Annotated in this window: 17 protein-coding genes and 1 riboswitch; of the genes, 10 read left to right on the forward strand and 7 right to left on the reverse strand. The window is 62.9% G+C overall.

Annotated elements, in window-relative coordinates; genetic code table 11:
* Positions 1 to 928: 928 nt before the first annotated feature.
* A complete protein-coding gene (locus tag RF641_RS14295; protein ID WP_424573444.1) occupies positions 929 to 1,363 on the reverse strand; it encodes a hypothetical protein in 435 nt (144 codons plus the stop codon).
* Between the two features lie 410 nt (positions 1,364 to 1,773).
* Positions 1,774 to 2,283, reverse strand: a complete 510-nt coding sequence (locus RF641_RS14300) for a hypothetical protein (RefSeq protein WP_424573445.1) — start codon at positions 2,281 to 2,283, stop codon at positions 1,774 to 1,776.
* 1,028 nt (positions 2,284 to 3,311) lie between these two features.
* On the opposite strand from RF641_RS14300, the gene RF641_RS14305 reads away from it, so the two are divergent.
* Positions 3,312 to 5,102 (forward strand): NAD(P)-binding domain-containing protein, encoded by a 1,791-nt coding sequence (locus RF641_RS14305; RefSeq protein WP_047120527.1) that lies wholly within the window; start codon positions 3,312 to 3,314, stop codon positions 5,100 to 5,102.
* 89 nt (positions 5,103 to 5,191) lie between these two features.
* Here the strand turns inward: RF641_RS14305 and RF641_RS14310 are convergent, their stop codons facing one another.
* Positions 5,192 to 6,139: a DMT family transporter gene (locus RF641_RS14310; RefSeq protein WP_424573446.1), complete on the reverse strand. Its 948-nt coding sequence runs from the start codon at positions 6,137 to 6,139 to the stop codon at positions 5,192 to 5,194.
* A 19-nt stretch (positions 6,140 to 6,158) separates the two neighbouring features.
* On the opposite strand from RF641_RS14310, the gene RF641_RS14315 reads away from it, so the two are divergent.
* From RF641_RS14315 to RF641_RS14340, 6 genes are all read left to right on the forward strand, one after another.
* Complete coding sequence (locus RF641_RS14315) at positions 6,159 to 6,713, forward strand: helix-turn-helix domain-containing protein (RefSeq protein WP_424573447.1); 555 nt, start codon at positions 6,159 to 6,161, stop codon at positions 6,711 to 6,713.
* Between the two features lie 351 nt (positions 6,714 to 7,064).
* A riboswitch (SAM riboswitch) is annotated at positions 7,065 to 7,181 on the forward strand.
* A 97-nt stretch (positions 7,182 to 7,278) separates the two neighbouring features.
* Entirely contained in the window at positions 7,279 to 7,779 is a 501-nt protein-coding gene (locus RF641_RS14320; protein ID WP_047120525.1) for a flavin reductase family protein, read from the forward strand.
* Positions 7,780 to 8,380: 601 nt separating this feature from the next.
* Positions 8,381 to 9,736 (forward strand): replicative DNA helicase, encoded by a 1,356-nt coding sequence (gene dnaB / locus RF641_RS14325; RefSeq protein ID WP_113607317.1) that lies wholly within the window; start codon positions 8,381 to 8,383, stop codon positions 9,734 to 9,736.
* A 61-nt stretch (positions 9,737 to 9,797) separates the two neighbouring features.
* On the forward strand, positions 9,798 to 10,538 hold the full coding sequence (locus RF641_RS14330; protein ID WP_047120524.1) for a ZIP family metal transporter: 741 nt from the start codon (positions 9,798 to 9,800) through the stop codon (positions 10,536 to 10,538).
* A gap of 53 nt (positions 10,539 to 10,591) precedes the next feature.
* Positions 10,592 to 11,974, forward strand: a complete 1,383-nt coding sequence (locus RF641_RS14335; protein ID WP_424573448.1) for an MFS transporter — start codon at positions 10,592 to 10,594, stop codon at positions 11,972 to 11,974.
* 13 nt (positions 11,975 to 11,987) lie between these two features.
* The gene (locus RF641_RS14340; RefSeq protein WP_047120523.1) at positions 11,988 to 12,176 is read left to right on the forward strand and encodes a hypothetical protein; all 189 of its coding nucleotides are present in this window, start codon (positions 11,988 to 11,990) and stop codon (positions 12,174 to 12,176) included.
* Between the two features lie 10 nt (positions 12,177 to 12,186).
* On the opposite strand, the gene RF641_RS14345 is transcribed toward RF641_RS14340, so the two are convergent.
* Together RF641_RS14345 and RF641_RS14350 are read right to left on the reverse strand one after the other, a co-directional pair.
* Positions 12,187 to 12,519: a GNAT family N-acetyltransferase gene (locus tag RF641_RS14345; RefSeq protein ID WP_047121010.1), complete on the reverse strand. Its 333-nt coding sequence runs from the start codon at positions 12,517 to 12,519 to the stop codon at positions 12,187 to 12,189.
* 24 nt (positions 12,520 to 12,543) lie between these two features.
* On the reverse strand, positions 12,544 to 13,545 hold the full coding sequence (locus RF641_RS14350; RefSeq protein WP_047120522.1) for a pirin family protein: 1,002 nt from the start codon (positions 13,543 to 13,545) through the stop codon (positions 12,544 to 12,546).
* A gap of 169 nt (positions 13,546 to 13,714) precedes the next feature.
* Here RF641_RS14350 and RF641_RS14355 point away from each other — a divergent pair, with 169 nt between their 5' ends.
* The 3 genes from RF641_RS14355 to RF641_RS14365 all read left to right on the forward strand — a co-directional run bounded on the left by RF641_RS14355 (position 13,715) and on the right by RF641_RS14365 (position 15,020).
* The gene (locus RF641_RS14355; RefSeq protein ID WP_047120521.1) at positions 13,715 to 14,167 is read left to right on the forward strand and encodes a MarR family winged helix-turn-helix transcriptional regulator; all 453 of its coding nucleotides are present in this window, start codon (positions 13,715 to 13,717) and stop codon (positions 14,165 to 14,167) included.
* A 97-nt stretch (positions 14,168 to 14,264) separates the two neighbouring features.
* Positions 14,265 to 14,525 carry a hypothetical protein gene (locus tag RF641_RS14360; protein WP_047120520.1) on the forward strand — a complete coding sequence of 87 codons (261 nt, stop codon included), beginning with the start codon at positions 14,265 to 14,267 and terminating at the stop codon, positions 14,523 to 14,525.
* A 45-nt stretch (positions 14,526 to 14,570) separates the two neighbouring features.
* Positions 14,571 to 15,020: an SRPBCC family protein gene (locus RF641_RS14365; protein WP_082124029.1), complete on the forward strand. Its 450-nt coding sequence runs from the start codon at positions 14,571 to 14,573 to the stop codon at positions 15,018 to 15,020.
* A gap of 33 nt (positions 15,021 to 15,053) precedes the next feature.
* Here RF641_RS14365 and RF641_RS14370 read toward each other — a convergent pair whose 3' ends face one another.
* Complete coding sequence (locus tag RF641_RS14370) at positions 15,054 to 15,818, reverse strand: SDR family oxidoreductase (RefSeq protein ID WP_047120518.1); 765 nt, start codon at positions 15,816 to 15,818, stop codon at positions 15,054 to 15,056.
* Between the two features lie 161 nt (positions 15,819 to 15,979).
* On the reverse strand, positions 15,980 to 18,265 hold the full coding sequence (locus tag RF641_RS14375; RefSeq protein WP_424573449.1) for an ABC transporter permease: 2,286 nt from the start codon (positions 18,263 to 18,265) through the stop codon (positions 15,980 to 15,982).
* Between the last annotated feature and the right edge of the window lie 29 nt (positions 18,266 to 18,294).

Below are 18,294 nucleotides of genomic sequence, written 5' to 3' on the forward strand. Positions count from 1 at the left end.
GGTGGTCGCTTCAGGCGCGCAGAAGAGCCGGTTCCGACCCGCTCGCAAGTCGGCCAACGAAACTGCTGGCTATCTGGGCATGGGCCGCAACCGGGGGAACAAGATGTCTACCTGTTGGCGTTCGCAGCGGTTGATAGTGACGCGTTCCGCCTTATCGGCAACGGGTAGCAAGCAGCTACGGTGTTTTGAGGCCGCATCGCGGCGCGCGTTGGGTCCTGAGGGCGAACGTCGCGGAGCGTGGATCCGTCGTCGACTCGGAGGCTGGTCACAGGGTTTCGCAATCATGGAAGACATTTGGTTGCAGCAGAAACCGGCGTATTTTTCCTTAGACTGTTAGGGGATCGCTTGCTTATAGGATGGTGCTGGGTAAATCCTGAAATCCTTGACCTATACCCATTGCTGAGGAGTAGGGTCGAAGGGACTTGCTATCTAGTGAACAATCCTGAAACTTATGACAAATAGACCTCGTAAAGACATCCATCTTTCCCTTACCGGCGACCAGTATGACGATCTGACTAGTGCCTTAGAAACACAGAGGAACAGCTTCGAGCAGTTCGCTACCGACGCGAATAACGGATTTGGGTATCTTGATACCGCGTATTGGACTCAGCGGGTTACCGAGGTGCAACAATTGCTTGATACAGTTCGCCGACTGGCCCTGGGGGCGAACCCGGAGGTCGTGAGGCACGAGGCGCAAGAGAACGCGACCAAGCACGCGAGTCCGGATTCCGGGACCGAGGTCGGTCCGCAAGGCTAAGGACGGTGGCGGGAATGCTTACCGCCAGCCAGCCTGCAAAGCTGCGAGGGGGTACCGCACGGGGCCGGCATTCCAGCACCTCGCGGTAATTGCCATGGCAGAACCGATAGCAAGTCTTTATGTCCGCAGGGATAAGTGTCGCAGTTTGCAGGCTTTTAACTGCCTTGGTGACTAACCACTGAAACGGTGTGCGTAGGTGGGGCTCTCGGTGGTCGGACGGAACGCAGGGATCGGGTGCGCCACTGAGCTCGCATCCCAGTACTTGGCTCGGAAGGTGACTAGCCCATCTTCTTCGGCGCGCTCGAACAGATCTTGGATGTGGGTCGAATCTTTCTCGACCGCGGCGTTTCGCAGGGCTGGGTTGGGGGTCGAGACGTAGAGGAACTTCAACTCATCGAGCTTGGCACTGAGCATGGCTACCAAGACCGGGCGGCCGTGCATGGAGACTAGGCCCATAACATCATTGAGAGGCTCCGTGGGAATCGACATCACTATTGGCATTCCCTGGACCCATCCGTAGTTCGTCAGGTGTTGGCGCCCCTCGCGGGAACCGAGCAGTTCACTCACGCGCTCGGCGGTTTTGGTGCGTACGATACGTCCTGGCATTGGTACTACCTCCACTGTGTTCTTGAGTCTTCCGAGTGATCCCCATCAACTTGGAACAAGTCACCATGCAAACCGGCTACCTTTCATCCTGCCTGTTTGCGGTGTTATTTCTACCCTAAAAGATTAGGCCACTGAAGGATAGTTCGGCTTTATCGCTTAATAAGCATTCGTGAATGCGCCAAGGATCTTCCGTGGCCATACCGCTATAAGAATGGAGGAGTCCCTGGTTCGATCGACGCGCGTAGCGCCTAGTCAGTAGATACTTCAGAATATGAGAGGCTTAGGGATTAAGGGTGTGGTTTTACCATTCTTACGCGGCGCAACCCTTATCAGGATTCGCGCAGGTTAGGAATGATTTCGTTCTTCGTAATCTAATTGTGATAAGACGAAATTAATTTACGCAAGTCATGTCAATTGGTATAGGGATGGAGTGGAATTTCATGGATGGCAGCACTGTGTGACCAGAATGCCACCCGGAACGGAGTGAGCCGGCTTTTGGGATGTCTGACGCAAAGGTCTTGAATTGTCGACTCAGGAGAGACCGGCTCCACGCGCGTGAAGATCGGACTCGGGACACTGATGTGCCATAACTGCAGATCATTGGTTTGGCCATCAATGCGTACCAGAAGTACAGCGCGCCCGTGCACGGAGACTAGCCCCATGATGTCTTCCACACGTTCACAGGCGTGGGCGAAGACTACTGGCATGCCTTCCATCCATCCATATGAGGTGAGATGCCTCCTGGCTTCGGGGCATTCGAAGAGTTCTTGCATGCGCTGGGCAGCAGGGGTGTGAAGTTCTGGGATATTCATTTGTTCCTCCGCCGACGGCAGCTTGCCGAGAAAGTGGTCGTTCACGAAGTCCGCTGTGAAGTTGCGGAAAGGTTCCCCGTGTTTCGCTTTTCGGCGCTCGGTGATCATCGTGGAGTTTCTCTCTGAGGGTACCGCTTAAGTTTATAAAATGAGATACCACGCACTGGTGAATCACCTATGCCGTCTTGCCCGTAGGGCTCCGTCCTTTCCTGTAATACTGGGCGGTGGCGACGTGACGATGCCACGCAGGCCGAAGCGAGAATACACGCGGCGTAGTTGCCATCTGTGCACCCCGTCCCCGACCGTGTCCAGCGCGGCTATCACGGAATTTTTCAATGCCTCAGCTGGCAGCGCGGCAGGGGTCTTTCGGCAGACTCCATCACCGTCACCCCGTGGCCCGCGATGATTGCATGGTCTGTGCCTGCGCCCTCTTCGAGCCCTGGATTTCTGGTATCAGTGCTGGCGGCGTATTTGCGATGATCAAACTCCGTCCGGGCGAGATGGTCATTCCGGTGAAGCCAGGGCTGGAATCCCGTGGGCGAGAGCCCTGATCCACGCTCTTGCGGTTTCCTGCGCGCCGTCACGTTGCTTGGGGCAGACCGTGGATCCGCCGGAGTCAGATTGGCGCCCGGCCAGGGGCGCCAGTTGGCTGTGGAAAGTAAGCCGAGACCGGCTCTGGCGGCCCCGGGGCATTCAGCATCCGCGAGTACTGCCGGTTTTTCCAAGTCCTTGAATCCTTGGCGTGGCCATCGTTTTGGCCGGAGGAGCCACGCGACTGCTGGTGTCATGATTGTGCGGCCAAACGACGAGCAGCATCGCGGTCACTGCGCGGGGCAACACTGGCCCCGCGGGCGGTGTTCGCGCTCCGCCGACGAGCAGGAAACTGCTTGATGGATCTAGGGTGCCCTGTACCCGACCCGTCGGTGCTGCGTCGTTGGCTGCATGGTTTTCTGCGCTTGAACGAGGCCAACGATTTGCCATCCATGAAGCCAATGGTCGCGAACGAGAGCCCTTCGGCGCGGTTGCAACCTTTTGCAACCCTTTCGAATTGTGATCCACCTCATATTCTGGATTCCACGCGGCACAGCTGGCGCCGCACCATCCCAATGGTTCCAGGAAGAAATGAAGTGATGACGATGGCTGAGAACTCCCCGGAAGTCCAGGCGCAAGCATGGCTGTCCAAGTTGCAGCAGGCGCTGGAGGCCGACGATTCCGCCGCCGCGGCGCAGTTGTTCGGCGAGGAATCCTATTGGCGCGATCTGACCGCGCTGACCTGGAATCTGCACACCGCCGAGGGGCGCGACGGCATCCAATCCATGCTGCTGGGCATCGACTCTGGCGCCTGGCCGCGCAACCTGCAGGTCACCGGAGCTTCGGAAGCCGACGGCATCATCGAGGCGTGGTACACCTTCGAGAACAACGCGATGCAGGGCAAGGGCCTGTTCCGGCTGCGCGACTCGCTGGGCTGGACCATGCTTTCCACCGCTCAGAGCCTGCGCGATTTCCCCGAACCCTCCGGCCCGCGCCGCACACTGGGCGCGGACCACGGCGCGGCCATGGTCTCGGAGAACTGGCTTGACCGGAGAAAGAAGGCGCAGCAGTCCCTGGGCGTCACCGAGCAGCCCTACGTGCTGGTCATCGGCGGCGGCCAAGGCGGCATCGGCCTGGGAGCACGGCTCAAGCGCATGGGCGTGCCCGCGCTGATCATCGACAAGCACCCCAAGCCCGGCGACCAGTGGCGTTCGCGCTACCACTCCCTGGCCCTGCACGACCCGGTCTGGTACGACCATATGCCGTACATCGAGTTCCCCGACCACTGGCCGGTGTTCACGCCGAAGGACAAGATGGGGGACTGGCTGGAGTGCTATACCAAGCTCATGGAACTGGACTACTGGTCCCTGACCGAGGCCGTCAGCGCGCGCAAGGACCCCGAGTCCGAAGGCTGGATCGTCCAGGTTCTCCGCGACGGTCAGCCGCTGACCCTGCGCCCTACGCACCTGGTCATGGCCACCGGCATGTCAGGCATCCCGAACCTTCCGCAGTACCCGGGCCAGGAGATCTTCGCCGGGGAGCAGAACCACTCCTCGACCCACCCGGGCGGCGAGTCCTACCGTGGCAAGAACGTCGTGGTGATCGGCGCGAACAACTCCGCTCACGACATCTGCGCGGACCTGGTCCACAACGGCGCCAAGCCGGTGATGGTCCAGCGTTCCAGCACGCACATCGTGCGCTCCGAATCGCTGATGAAAACCGTGCTCGGGCCGCTGTACTCGGAGGAGGCGCTGGCCAACGGGATCGATACCGATACCGCGGACCTGATCTTCGCCTCGATCCCGTACAAGGTGCTGCCCGAATTCCACAAACCCGCCTTCGCCCAGATCAGGGAGGACGACGCGCAGTTCTACCAGTCGCTGACCGACGCCGGGTTCGACCTGGACTTCGGCGACGACGACTCGGGGCTGTTCCTGAAGTACCTGCGCCGCGGCTCAGGCTACTACATCAACATCGGCGCCTCGGAGCTGGTGGCCGACGGGTCCATCGCGCTGGCCAAGGGCGAGGTCTCGCACCTAACCGAACATTCAGTGGTGCTGGCCGACGGCACCGAGCTGCCCGCCGACGCGGTGGTCTACGCGACCGGCTACGGCTCCATGAACGGCTGGGCCGCGCAGCTGATCTCCCAGGAAGTCGCCGACGAAGTGGGCAAATGCTGGGGCCTAGGCTCGGGCACCACCAAGGATCCCGGGCCGTGGGAGGGGGAGTTGCGCAACATGTGGAAGCCGACCAGGGTCAAGAACCTGTGGTTCCACGGCGGCAACCTGCACCAGTCCCGGCACTACTCCAAGTATCTGGGGCTGCAGCTCAAGGCACGCTACGAGGGGTTGGACACTCCTGTGTACGCGCTCGCCGAAAGCTTCCACCGGCTCTGACGCGGGGATGCGTCTGGAGGGTCCTCGGCCCGCCCGGTTCGATGGTGCGACCGGGCGGGCCGAGGGCTGCGTGCCAAAGGTCTGCGGGCTTATTCGGTCAGGGCGTCCTGATTCGGAGCCTGAGCCTGATCCCGTGTCGTGTCCTCCGGTCTCGGTCGGATCTCGCTGAGCAACGTCCCGGCCACGATGACCGCCGCGCCGAGCAAGGCCAAGGCAGGCATCCGGTCACCGGCCATGCGGCCGAAGATTCCGGCCCAGACCGGTTCCCCGGCATAGATAATGGTGGCCCGGGCGGGGGAGACGGACTTCTGCGCCCAGTTCATGGTCGCCTGGATCAGGAAACTTGCGGCTCCCAGGCCAATGGCAGGGGCGGCCCAGAGCCAGGAGAACTCGGGGACGGATTCACCGGCTGCCGGCATGGCGGAGAATCCGAGGCCGCCGGCAACAAGCAGCTGGATTACGGTGACCCTGCCCAGGTTGACCTTGCCGGCGTAGAAGCCAATCAACAGGATTTCTGCGGCCATAGGCAGGGTGCTCGCCAAGGTTGCGATCTCTCCAGGGCCCAAGCCCAGGGTGACGGCACCCGGTCCAGCCAGCAGCAGTAGTCCGACAAAGGCGAGACCCGCCCCGAGCAAAACCATCGTGTGGGGGCGCTGGCGAAAGACCAGCCATTGCAACAGCGGAACCATCGGCACGTACAGCGCTGTCAGGAACGCCGAAGTGCTGCTATTGATGGTTTGAAGCCCTTGGGTCTGCAGCCCATAACCCAGGAAGATCATCACGCCGATGGCCGTTCCGGCCCATAACTCCCTGCCGGTGATCCTGCGGAGCGACTTCGAGAAAATGGCCGCGGCGACCAAGCCTGCGATGACAAATCGGACGCCGACAAAGAACATCGGTCCGCTGTGGCGCATGGCCAAGTGAATCAGCAGGAAAGTTCCGCCCCAGACGGACGTGATGGCAAGGAGGGCGGCTTCTTGCCTGCTGAGTGAAATATTTTCCCGTATGGCAGAAATGTGCACCATTCTGCACATCATATAGTGCAGAATAGTGCACATGCAAGATTCCAGTGACTCTCCGGTTCTCCGCAACGTTGGATCCAATCTCCGCGACTTCCGAAAACGCGCGGGACTGAGCCAGGCAATTCTTGCGCAGCGCTCGGGGGTCAGTCGACGCACGATCATCAACCTCGAAGCCGGCGAGGCGAATGTCAGCCTGGCGGGACTCGACCAATTGGCGGAAGCGCTGGGAATTCGCTTCGTTGATCTGGTGACCGCGCCTACTGCGGCCCGTTCCGAAATCAATGAACTGGCGTGGAAGGGGAGTAGTCCGCAGAGTCGGGCGATGCTGCTGGGGTCGGCCCCCGCCAGCGAAGAGGTGCAATTGTGGACGTGGGTGCTTGCGCCCGGCGAACGATATGACGCCCAGCCCGATCCCCAAGGCTGGTCGGAAATGATCTTGGTAGTTCACGGCAAGCTGCTCATTGAGTTCGCCTCGACGGTCCTGGACCTGAACGCGGGGGAACATGCAACCTACCCCAGTTCGCAGTCCTATTCCTACGTGAATGCCGGCGCGGAACCGGTGAAGTTCGTTCGAAACGTCATTTCGTGACGGGCGGGCTGGCCGCCAGCGCGGCGGTACTTCTGGCGGAAGAATCGCTGTGGACCGCCCGGGGGTGTCCGGGGAGTCGGGTTCTGCAAGTCTGTGGGGGCTTGGGCGACGCCTGCCCTCGGCATGGCAGATGTACGAAGCCAGCGGCTTGATTGCCTTGGCCCGCTGCATTCTTTGAAATCAAACCGCACAAGTTGGCTGGAGATGCGTGCAAAATGACTGAAACTTCCGAATAAAAGGATGATCGAAACACGGAAATTACCGAAGAAGTCGAACAATTTCTTGAATATTGCGATTTGAGAAGTGAAATGTTTGACCGTGCGGCGTAACGAGCAATATGGTTTTAACCAGAATCAAGAGCGTCAGCTATAAGCCCTGGCTTGCTGGCCGGCAACCCTCTCAACGGTAGTGGGGTGCTCCAGGTGAGGATTCGGTCCCACGCAAGAACGCGTGGCACAAGTACCGCACATCGAGTGTGCAAACATCTGGCAGCGCGCAGAAGTGAACTCCACGGGCTGTTGCCGGACGTTCCCGCTCGTTGGGCACGACCCGAAGGAATCGAGCCATGTCTTTGAATCAGGATCTTGACCCGCTGACCCTGCGCAAGGTTTTCGCGCAGCACCCATCAGGCGTCGCCGCACTCTGCGCCGTCATTGACGGGGAGAAAACCGGCCTCGTCGCGTCGTCCTTTACCGTCGGAGTATCGCTGGAGCCAGCCCTGGTCATGTTCGCGGTGCAGAAAACCTCCAACACCTGGCCCAAGCTGCGTGCCGCGGAGCGTATCGGCGTCTCGGTGCTCAGCGAGCGCAACGACGGGATTTGCGGGCAGATCGCCTCAAAGCACGGCGACCGCTTTGCCGGCGTAGATACCCATGAGACTGAGCAAGCCGCCCTGTTCATCCAGGAATCCACCCTCTGGCTGGAGACCTCGATCTACAACGAAGTGGAAGCCGGCGACCATTGGGTGATCTTCCTGGAGGTCCACGGTCATGACTTCTCCAACCATTCCCCGCAGATCTTCCACGATTCGCGATTTCACTCACTGCCAGTGCCCGAACTCGTTTAACTGACATCACCAGACGCTGCGGCGCGAAGAATCATCCTTCGCGCCGCAGCGTTTTTAATTCCAAACTGCGCAGCTCCGGGCCCGGATGCCCGGTATCCATGGACTGGAGTTCGCCGACCTGCGGGTTTCCACCGCTCATCACGCGATTATGACGGAGCTGCTATCCACAGCACTATCCACAGCTTTGTGGATAGCCTGTTGATTGGGGTTGATAACTTGTGAAAAACACCTTGATTCCGGGATTTTGGCTGTTGATAACGTTTTCGGAGCTTGTGTGCAGTGGAAAAAATTAACTCTCTATCCACAGCTGTGAAAACATAAATACCCAAGTCAAGTTCTAATGTCCGGCATTTAAGTGGGGTAATCCACAGGATTATCCCCATGTAGTGAACAGGGGAATCCACAGGAGGTTGTAGGTTATCCACATATTCTGTGGATATCAGGGTTTACCTCTGTTAATAACCCACCTAGTGTTGGCACTGGGAAAGACTATCCACAAGGGCTCCGGGCCCAACTGTCGGTTGGTGCTGACACGATGGACAGTTGCCGACATGGCAAAAGTGGTTTCCCGGCGGGTACATAGGGGATGGAAGTGTCTGTAATGAGCGCAGAGCCGATCTACGAAGAGCGAGCATCGGATGCGGGGCGCAAGCCGCCGCAGGATATCGAAGCCGAGATGTCGGTTCTTGGCGGCATGATGCTCTCCAAGGACGCCATTGCCGATGTCGTCGAAGTCCTTCGCGGCACCGACTTCTACCGTCCCGCCCATGAAGCAATCTACGAGGCGGTCATTGACCTGTACGGCCGCGGTGAGCCCGCGGATGCCGTGACCGTGGCCGACCTGCTGACCAAGCGCAACGAGATCGCTCGCGTCGGCGGAGCCGCCTACCTGCACAATCTGATCCAGCAGGTGCCGACCGCCGCGAACGCCGGCTACTACGCGGAAATCGTGCGCGAACGCGCCGTGCTGCGCCGCCTGGTGGACGCCGGAACCCGTATCGTCCAGATGGGCTACTCGCCCGACGGCGAGGTGGATGCCATCGTCAACGAGGCGCAGGCCGAGGTCTACAAGGTCTCCGAGAACCGCGGCAGCGAAGACTACGTGCGGCTGTCCGAAATCATCGAGGGTACCGTCGACGAGATCGAGAACGCCGCCAACGCCGGCGACGGCATCACCGGCGTGCCCACCGGCTTCTACGAGTTCGACGAGCTGACCCAGGGCCTGAAGGGCGGCCAGATGATCATCATCGCGGCCCGCCCCGCCGTGGGCAAGTCGACGTTCGCGCTGGACTTCGCCCGTTCCGCGGCCATCAAGCACAACATGGCCACCGTGTTCTTCTCCCTGGAAATGGGCCGCAACGAGATCGCAATGCGCCTGCTCTCGGCGGAAGCATCCATCCAGCTGCAGGACCTGCGCAAGGGCTCGGTGGAGGACGCGCAGTGGACCAAGATCGCGACCACCATGGGCCGGCTGAACGAGGCCCCGCTGTTCATCGACGATTCGCCGAACATGTCCATGATGGAAATCCGCGCCAAGTGCCGACGCCTGAAGCAGCGCAACGAGTTGCGCATGATCATCCTCGACTATCTGCAGCTGATGAGTTCGGGCAAGCGTGTGGAATCGCGCCAGCAGGAAGTCTCCGAGTTCTCGCGTAACCTCAAGCTGCTGGCCAAGGAGCTCGACGTGCCGCTGATTGCGCTGTCGCAGCTGAACCGTGGTTCCGAGCAGCGTACCGATAAGCGGCCCATGGTCTCGGACCTTCGCGAATCGGGCTCGATCGAGCAGGACGCCGACATGGTCATCCTGCTGCACCGCGACGATGTGTACGACAAGGAGAACCGTCCGGGCGAAGCCGACGTGATCATCGCGAAGCACCGTGCAGGTCCCACCAAGACCATCACCGTGGCATTCCAGGGACATTACTCGCGCTTCAGCAACATGTCCTCGGAAGGGTAGCCCCGGCCGGCATTTCCAGGGCACCTACTGGGTTGGCTGACCGCCAACTATAGTGGGTGTCATGTTCGTCTCCCTTCAAGCGTTGCTCTGGGGAACCGTGGCCGGATCAGCGCTGCTGATCGGGGCCGTAGCGGCCTGGTGGCTGCGAATTCCCCGGGTCTGGGTCTGCGCCGTCATGGCGTTCGGCGCCGGCGTGCTGGTCAGCGCGCTGAGCTTCGAGTTGGTGCTGGAGGCCTTCACCATGGGCGGGCTGGCGGCCACGGCCGCCGGGGTCGCTGCCGGCGCCCTGCTCTACTTCGGCGCCAACGCGCTGCTGGCCAGGCGCAGCCGCAAGAGAAGCCGCACCCAGGCAGGCAGCTCCGGATCCTCCTCCGGATCAGCCATCGCCGTCGGCGCGCTGATCGACGGCATCCCGGAATCCGTGGCGCTGGGCCTGGGGCTTGTCGCGGGAGCCAGCGTGAATCCGACCATGCTGATCGCCATTTTCGTCTCCAACATTCCCGAGGGGCTGGCTAGTTCGGCGGATATGAAGGCCTCCGGGCGCAGTAGCCGGTCTATCTTCGCCCTGTGGGGCTCGATCGTGCTGGCCAGCGGTCTGGCCGCCTTCATCGGGGCGATTGCCTTGGAGGGCATGCCTGCCGAGGTGCTGGCCTTCACCACCGCCGTGGCCGCGGGAGGCATCCTCACGATGATCGCCGACACCATGATTCCCGAGGCCTACGCGGTGGACCACGACTACACCGGGCTGCTGGTCACCGCCGGATTCCTCAGCGCCTTTTCGCTGCACGCACTGGGCGGATAGCCGCCGATCCCACGGGTGGACTGAAGCCGCCGCGGTTCTGCGAGAATGATTCCATGCCCCAGAACAAAAGCTCTCGTACCGGTGCGCCCGGCGTCGAGACCATCTACGCGCCGCAGTACCTGTCCACGACTCTGGGCATGTTCATCCTGGTGTTCCTGGTCGCGTTCGAGGCCATGGCGGTGACCACGGTGATGCCGCTGGTCAGCGAGGTGCTGGACGGGAAGCGGCTGTTCGCCCTGTCCTTCGCTGCGCCCATGGCCAGCGGCATGCTGGGCATGGTGGCGGCCGGCGAAATCACCGACCGCTGGGGGCCGAAGATTCCGCTGTTCGCCTCGGTGGCGGTATTCCTGGCGGGCCTTCTGGTGTGCGGCACCGCGGGCAGCATGGAGATCCTGATTTCAGGGCGCATCCTCCAGGGCATCGGCGGCGGCGCGATCACCGTGGCGATCTACGTGCTCATCGCGCGCGCGTACCCCGGCAGCCTGCATGCGAAGATCTTCGCGCTCTTCGCCACCGCCTGGGTGTTGCCCGCGCTGATCGGCCCCTGGCTGGCCGGGCTGATTGCGACGTTCATCGGCTGGCGCTGGGTGTTCCTGGGTGTCATGGGGCTGGTTGCCCTCGCCTTCTGCGCCATCATCCCGGCGCTGGACCGGCTGCCTCGGGAGTCCCACTCCGAGCTGGGCCCGGTCTCCTGGAAACGCCTGCTGCTGGCCGGGTTGGCCGGAGCGGCTGTCATCGCGATGAACCTGCTGGGCAACAGCGGCGGCGCCTGGTCGCTGCCAGCCCTGCTCGCGGCCTTGCTGCTGGCGCTGCTGACCATCCGCCCGCTGTTGCCCAAGGGTACCTTCAGCGTGCGCCGCGGGCTGCCCGCCACCATGAGCACACGCACGCTGGTCGCCGGCGCGTTCTTCGGTGTCGAGGTGTACCTGCCCTACCTGTTGCGCGAGGACTACCAGCTGAGCCCGGACCGGGCCGGACTGGTGCTGACCGCTTCGGCGCTGAGCTGGTCGGTGGGTTCGTGGCTGCAGGGCAAGCTGGGCGACAAGCTCTCGAATTCGCACAGCATCACCCTCGGAGCCCTGGCCAGCACGGTCGCGATCTCCACGGCGCTGCTCACCGCGGTGTACCACCCGCCGGTGGCGGTGCTGATCTGCGGCTGGGCCGTGGGCGGCTTCGGCATGGGGATGATCTACCCGCGCCAGAACGTGAATATGCTCAAGCTCTCGGCCGAGCATGAACAGGGATTCAACTCCTCGGCCATGACGCTGGCCGATTCGCTGGGCACCGCCGGCGCCACGGCGCTGGGCGGCGTCATTTTCGCCACGGTGGCCGCAGGGTGGGGCTTCATCTCGGTGTTCAGCTTCTGCCTGGCCCTGGCGCTGGTCCTCATCATCGTTTCGCCGCGCACCAAGCCTGTTGCCCGGCCAGCGGCTTGACTACGCTGGGGGCATGGATACGCAGCTTCCGAAGACCAGCAAGCCCGCCGCCAGGGCTTTCGAGCAGGCCGGCATCACCAGCCTCGAGCAGGCGGGGCAGGCCGGCGCCGCAGCGCTGCTCGCGCTGCACGGCATCGGACCGAAAGCCATTCGCATTCTCCGCGAGGAGCTGGCCGCGCGCGGCCTGGAGATGAAACCCTGAAATCCCCGGTTCAGCTGCGCGGAAGGATTTCCAAGTGGCTCGGGGTCGGCTGCACCAGATGCGCCTGGTATTCCGGATGCTTCGCGACATATCCCTTGACGTACGGGCAGACTGCCACGATCTTCGCGCCGCTGGAGATGGTGTTGTCCAGCGCGAACTTCACCATGACGCTGGCCAAGCCCTGTCCGCCGTACTCCTCGTCCACGGTGGTGTGGAAGAAAATGCGCTCCACGCCGTCGGTGCCGTCGTAGTCGCGGTAGTGGGCCGCGCCGATGCGCTTGCCGTTGTCGTCCAGGGAGAAGCGCTGGCGCTCGGAGAGGAATACCGGCTTGATCTCACTCATGTTCATGTTTCCTTTGCAGATGTACTAGGACGGGTTGACGCGCGGGCGCAACTTGACGGTCGGCAGCGCTGGCGCCGGCAGCGCCGCGGGGGTGTTCGGAGGGAACGGCCCGAAGCGGTCTTCGCTGGCATCGCCGGGTTCGGCGCCGATTTCCGCCTGCCACTGGGCGCGGAAGGCCAGGACCTCCTCGTGGGACCGTCCCACGAAATTCCACCACATCAAGATGTCTTCATTCAGCGGTTCACCACCGATAACCAGGGCGAGGACTGGTTCATTCCCGGCCTTGAGGCGCAGGCACCTGCCGCCGGCCCGAACGTAGCCCAATTCGCGAGCCTCCAGCTGGTGCCCGTTGACTTCCAGGCTTCCGGAATCCAGCAGCACGCCGTGTTCGTGATGCTTCGGAACCACGATCTCGATCTCGGCGCCCGGTGCAAGGCGCAGCTCCGCGCCTGACAGCTCCGTGTGGGTCTTGACCGGCGAGGTCGAGCTCTGCGATCCGACGGCGAGACTGCCCAGGAAGACCGACAGCGACCAGCCATCGCCGTGCATCGGCTCCGGGCGGTAGTTCTCGAAGGTCGGCTCCATGTCGCGCGCGCCGTCTGGCAGCGCGGTCCACAGCTGGGCGCCATGCAGGATCGTGGTGCCCTCGGTGAGGATCTCCGAATGGCTGATGCCGTGACCTGCGGTCATCAGGTTCACTTCGCCCGGGCGGACGGTGGCCGCGAAGCCTGCAGAGTCAAGGTGGTTGATGGCCCCGGTGAACAGCCAGGAGACGGTTTGCAACCCGGTGTGCGGATGGCGCGGGACGTTCATGCCTCCGGTGATCGTGATGTCGTCGGGGCCGTAGTGGTCGAGGAAGCACCAGGCGCCGATGAGGCTGCGCTGCTTCTGGGGGAGCGTGCGGAAAACGGTCATGGCCCTCAATCCGCCCAAGGGGACCTCGCGCGGTTCGAGGATCTCAATTTCGGAGGGGGATTGACCCGCACAGCAGTCGATTTCTGCCGGCGCCTGCTCAAGGTTGCTCATAGGCACAAGGCTATGCAGTGCAACCGGGTTTCGCTACCTATTCCGCGGCGGCGTGGCGGATGAAGCCGGTCGCCGGCGAGGAAAGCCCTCGGCCGCCAAAGTCCGGCAACAGCGTACGATCAATAGGAGGACAGCATTGCGACGAGAAGAAGTAGGGGCCGTGGAGAGCATGAATCTGCAAGACGAAGAACTGCTGCAGCTGGAGAAGCAGGTGTGCTTCGGATTGGCGGTAGCCTCACGTACGGTGATCTCGGCCTACAAGCCGGTTCTCGACCCCATGGGGCTGACGCATCCGCAGTATCTGGTCATGCTGGCGCTCTGGGAATTCGCGCCGATGAGCGCGCGTGAACTGAGCGACCAGCTGCACCTGGATCCGGGAACGCTTTCCCCGCTGCTCAAGCGCCTGGAAACAGCCGGCCTGATCGTCAAGACCCGCAATCCGCAGGATGAGCGGGCCATTGTCATCACCACCACCGAGCAGGGGGCGGCGCTGCGCACCGAGGCCGTGAAGGTGCCGAAGGAAATGATGAAGCGCCTGAACCTGAGCCTGGAGGACGCGGTGGAGCTCCGCACGATCCTGGACCGGATGATTGCCGCCGGTTCGGCCGCGCCGAAGGGTTGAATCATTAATTAGTTGGTGCACCAACTAATATCGTAGACTTGGGGTTACCAGGGGATGCCGACTGCATGTCCGATAACACCGAAGAGGAAAGACCATCATGGATGAGTCACCGCTGCCCATCATCGAAGACACCACTGGCCTGGGGCTGGGTTATCGGGCACTGTGGCGCCTGAAGTACCTCGGCCTGAGCATCTTCGGCCCGGCGGAGCGCAACCTCAAGGACAGCCCCCGCGAACGCCACAAGTGGGACCGCGCCTACAAGGTGCTCAAAGCCCATGAGGCGGCCGGCACCCAGGCTGACGAGTTGACCGTTTATACCGCCAGCCGCATGGAACCGCGCCGCCGTCCGCAGCAGTAGATCTCACATCGACCCGGGCGGCCCGGACGCGATAATCTACTAGGCATGGATTCGATGACTGAACTGGTTATGTCCCGCCAATTTTCCGCACCGCGCACCGCGGTCTGGGCGGCATTCGTGGAACCGGAAATCATCTCCCAGTGGTGGGGCCCGCACGGCTGGGCCATCGAAGAGGACTCGATTGTCTTCGAGCCCATGGTCGGCGGCCGCCATGAATTGACCATGGTCCAGGTCGACAACCCGGAAGCCAAGGTCCCGCTGAAGGCGGTCATCACCGCCTTTGACGAGTACACCTGCCTAGTCAGCGACGACGGGCCGCATGAAATGACACTTGAACTGGTGATCACCACCCGTGTCGACTTCCAGGAATTCGCCGGGAAAACAAGCATCACGCTGACGCAGAGCCCGCTGCCCTACGAGGTCATCGAATCCAGCACCAAGGCCTGGAATTCCGCGTTCTCCAAGCTCGAGAACCTGCTGTCCGAGTTCTTCTAGGCCGCGCCGGATCGGACCAGGCAGGCCGTGGCGCTAGCCCCGCCCGATGTACGGCATGCCGCCGGCGGTGATGGTGAACTGGTTGATCGAGGTTCCCAGCGGAATGCCCGCGATGTAGGCCACTGCATCCGCCGCTTCGGCCAGCGGAAAGGTCGGTTCAACCAGGCGTTGGCCACTGGGCTGCAATGCCCCCTGCGTCGCCCCGAAATCATCAAGCAGGTCGCTGGCGGTATTCCCGATGTCCAGCTGGGTTGCCCGGATGCGGTACGGGCGCCCGTCGAGTTCCAGAGATTTCGTGAGGCCCGCGATCGCGTGCTTGGTCACCGAGTAGGCGACCGAATTCACCCGCGGAACCTGCGCGGAGATCGAGCCGTTGTTGATGATGCGTCCGCCGCCGTGCAGCTTGAAGTGCGCGAAGGCGGCCCTCGCCGCATTCATCGCGCCGGTGAGGTTGATGCTGCAGACCTCCTCCCATGCCTGAGGGGACAGCTCGTCGATGGGCACCGCGGGGCCGAAGACCCCGGCGTTGTTGAACAGCACGTCCACCCGGCCGAAGCGCTGCGCCGCCCGGGTGAAGAGCGCATCGACGGCATCCGGGTCCGTGACATCGGCGGGAACCACCAGGGCCTTGTCATGGCCGTCGGAGGCTTGGGCCAGCGTCGCTTCGGTGCGCCCGGCGAGCACCACATTCCATCCGCGGGCCAGCAGCAGCTGCGCGGTGGCCTTGCCGATGCCGGATCCGGCGCCGGTAATCACGATGGTGCGGGCGGCCGACGGGTTCTCAGGTGCCGAGGTCATCAATTCTCCTTGGAAGATTCAGCGGGTCATTGGTGAGGCGTCTGCTCCCATCCTAGGAACCGCGGCGGCCAGCTCCCAGAAACGCCCGGGATGTTTCGCCCGTCCGGTTAGACGGCCGTGCCCCGGGGGAAGTCCCCGGGGCACGGCTGGCGTTGAGGCGGCTAGACGCCCAGCGCGTCCTTCTCGAGCTCGTCATCGGCCAGGTGGCTGGCCTCATCATCGATCTCATTGGCGGATTCGGTGGCCAGGGCGGCCTTGTCCGCCGGAGTCTGGCCCCTGAGCTCGGCCAGCACCTCCTCAGGCACCGGATGCATGTGGCCGCGAACCGGCTTGATCTGGTCCAGGACCATGACCACGGCCAGGCTGATCAGGCCCCACAGGGCTAGGGTGATCAGGTGGGAACCGACGCCGACCGAATCGAAGTAGAGGATCGAGCGGATGGATTCTGTGGCGGCAGGCATCGGCAGGATGTCATGCAGCCATCCGAAGGCCTGCGGCACCATGTAGATCGACAGCGACGCATTGGAGGCAGGAACACCCAGGAACATCACCACTGCCAGGATCGGCAGCATGGCGAGCATGCCCATCAGGCGGCTGAAGATCGTGCTGAACAGCGCCACCGAGAAGATGGCCAGTGCTCCGGTGCCCAGCAGGGCCCAGAAGTGCCCGTGGACCGCACCGGTGAACGGGCCGGCAATCAGGTAGAGCACGGCGGACATGAAGACCGAGTAGCCTGCCAGCAGCGGCAGCAGGTTCTTCAGCCGGCGGGCGTGCGGGGCGGCGGTGTCGCCGACGATGATCACCATGAAGCCCGCCATGATCCAGCCCATGCCAAGGTACATGGCGGTCATGCCGACATTGTCACCCTCGGGCAGCGGAGCCAGTTCCTGGTGGTCAAGCGGCAGCTGCTGCGCGCCGGCCACTTGGCCGAAGACGGTGCTCAGCACCTGGACGTTGGAGTTGCCCGAGGCCTGGGCCGTGTACAGCACGGCCTGCGGGTTCTCCGCGGTGGGCAGCACAAATGCGCCGGCCAGGTCCTGCTGGGAGATCAGGGACTTGGCCTCTTCGGGGTCATCCAGCACGGTGAAGTCGAACATGCCCTCCATGTCGCCTTCCAGCCCCGCGGCGGTCTGCTCGGCCTGCTCGATGGTGGAACCCACCACGGCCACCGGCATGTCGCGCACGGTCGGGGACTGCATGGCGCCGAGCATGAAGGTCAACATGACGCCGACCATGCCCAGCGGGATGGCGCCCAGGGTGATGTAGCGCCAGGCATTGCTCTTCGGGCGCGGGCCGCCGTGCAGGCCTGCCACGTTGATCTCGCTGGGAATGGTGCTCTTGCCCTTGGCGGTGCGGGCGTTGTCGATCACCTGGGTCAGCAGCAGCGCGGCTACGGCGCCGATGGTCAGGATCAGCAGGTGGATTGCCGCCCCGTCGCCGTTGAAGTACATCACCGAGCGCAGGGCCTCGCCGAGGGCGGGCATCGGCAGGAACTGGTGCAGGAAGGTGTAGAACTCGGGCAGCACGTGGATGGACATGCCCAGGTTGGAGGCCGGCTGGCCGAGCACCATGAACAGGAACATCCCCGGAATCACCGCCATCGCGCCGAACAGGCGGGTCAGCAGCAGCTGACCGGCGCCCACGGCGAATACGCCGAGCGCAAGCGCACCCATGACCTGCACGCTCTGCGCGCCGTCAAGCACACCCAGGATCGGTCCGGCGATCAGCGCGCCCAGCGCGGACATCAGCAGGGACCAGCCCGCCAGCAGCGGCAAGGCGCGGCGGCGGCGCAGCAGCTCGGGGGAGTTTGAGAAGGCCATCGACCACGGCATGTAGCCGGCGGTGACCATCGCGGTGGCCAGGAACATCGCGCCCATGCCGCTCGGGTCGTTCTCCGGAAGCGGGGCGACATCCTCGGCCGAGATCTTTAGGTCCTGCTCGAGCATCACCGGGGTGATCACTGCCTTGATGGAGGAGGCGGCTGATACGCCGGCGCCGCCGGCGGTGTAGAAGGTGGCGTTCTTCCCGTCCAGGAAGACCGCGGCGCTGGCGTCGCGGTTGTAGACCTCGTCGCGGGCCTCGCGCTGGGAGTCGACAATGCTGATTTCCACTGCCTCGGCGTTGGCCTGCTCCAGCGCGGCGGCGAAGTCCTCGGCCTGAGCGGTGCTGGTTGCTGCGATGGCCACCGGCATGTCCCGGGCCTCCTGGTGGTGCATGGCACCGAGGTAACCCCAGATCATCATGCCGACGATCAGCAGCGGCATGATGAAAACTGCCGCGGTGCGCCCGATCTTCTCCGCCTTGGCGCGTTTGGCCGCGAGTGCCTGCGGATCGAGGGGTTCCCCCTCCGTCCTGGACTTCCGCCGGGGCGGAGCCTGGTGTCCGGGGCCGGTGGTGTGGTTGCTCAAGCTGTCGTGCTCCTCGATATTGATCTGTTTAAACTGCATTCGAAAAATGCCTTCGTTGCAGTCTATCA

The sequence above is a fragment of the Arthrobacter sp. 'calajunan' genome (assembly GCF_046940185.1).
Classification (GTDB): Bacteria; Actinomycetota; Actinomycetes; order Actinomycetales; family Micrococcaceae; genus Glutamicibacter; species Glutamicibacter soli.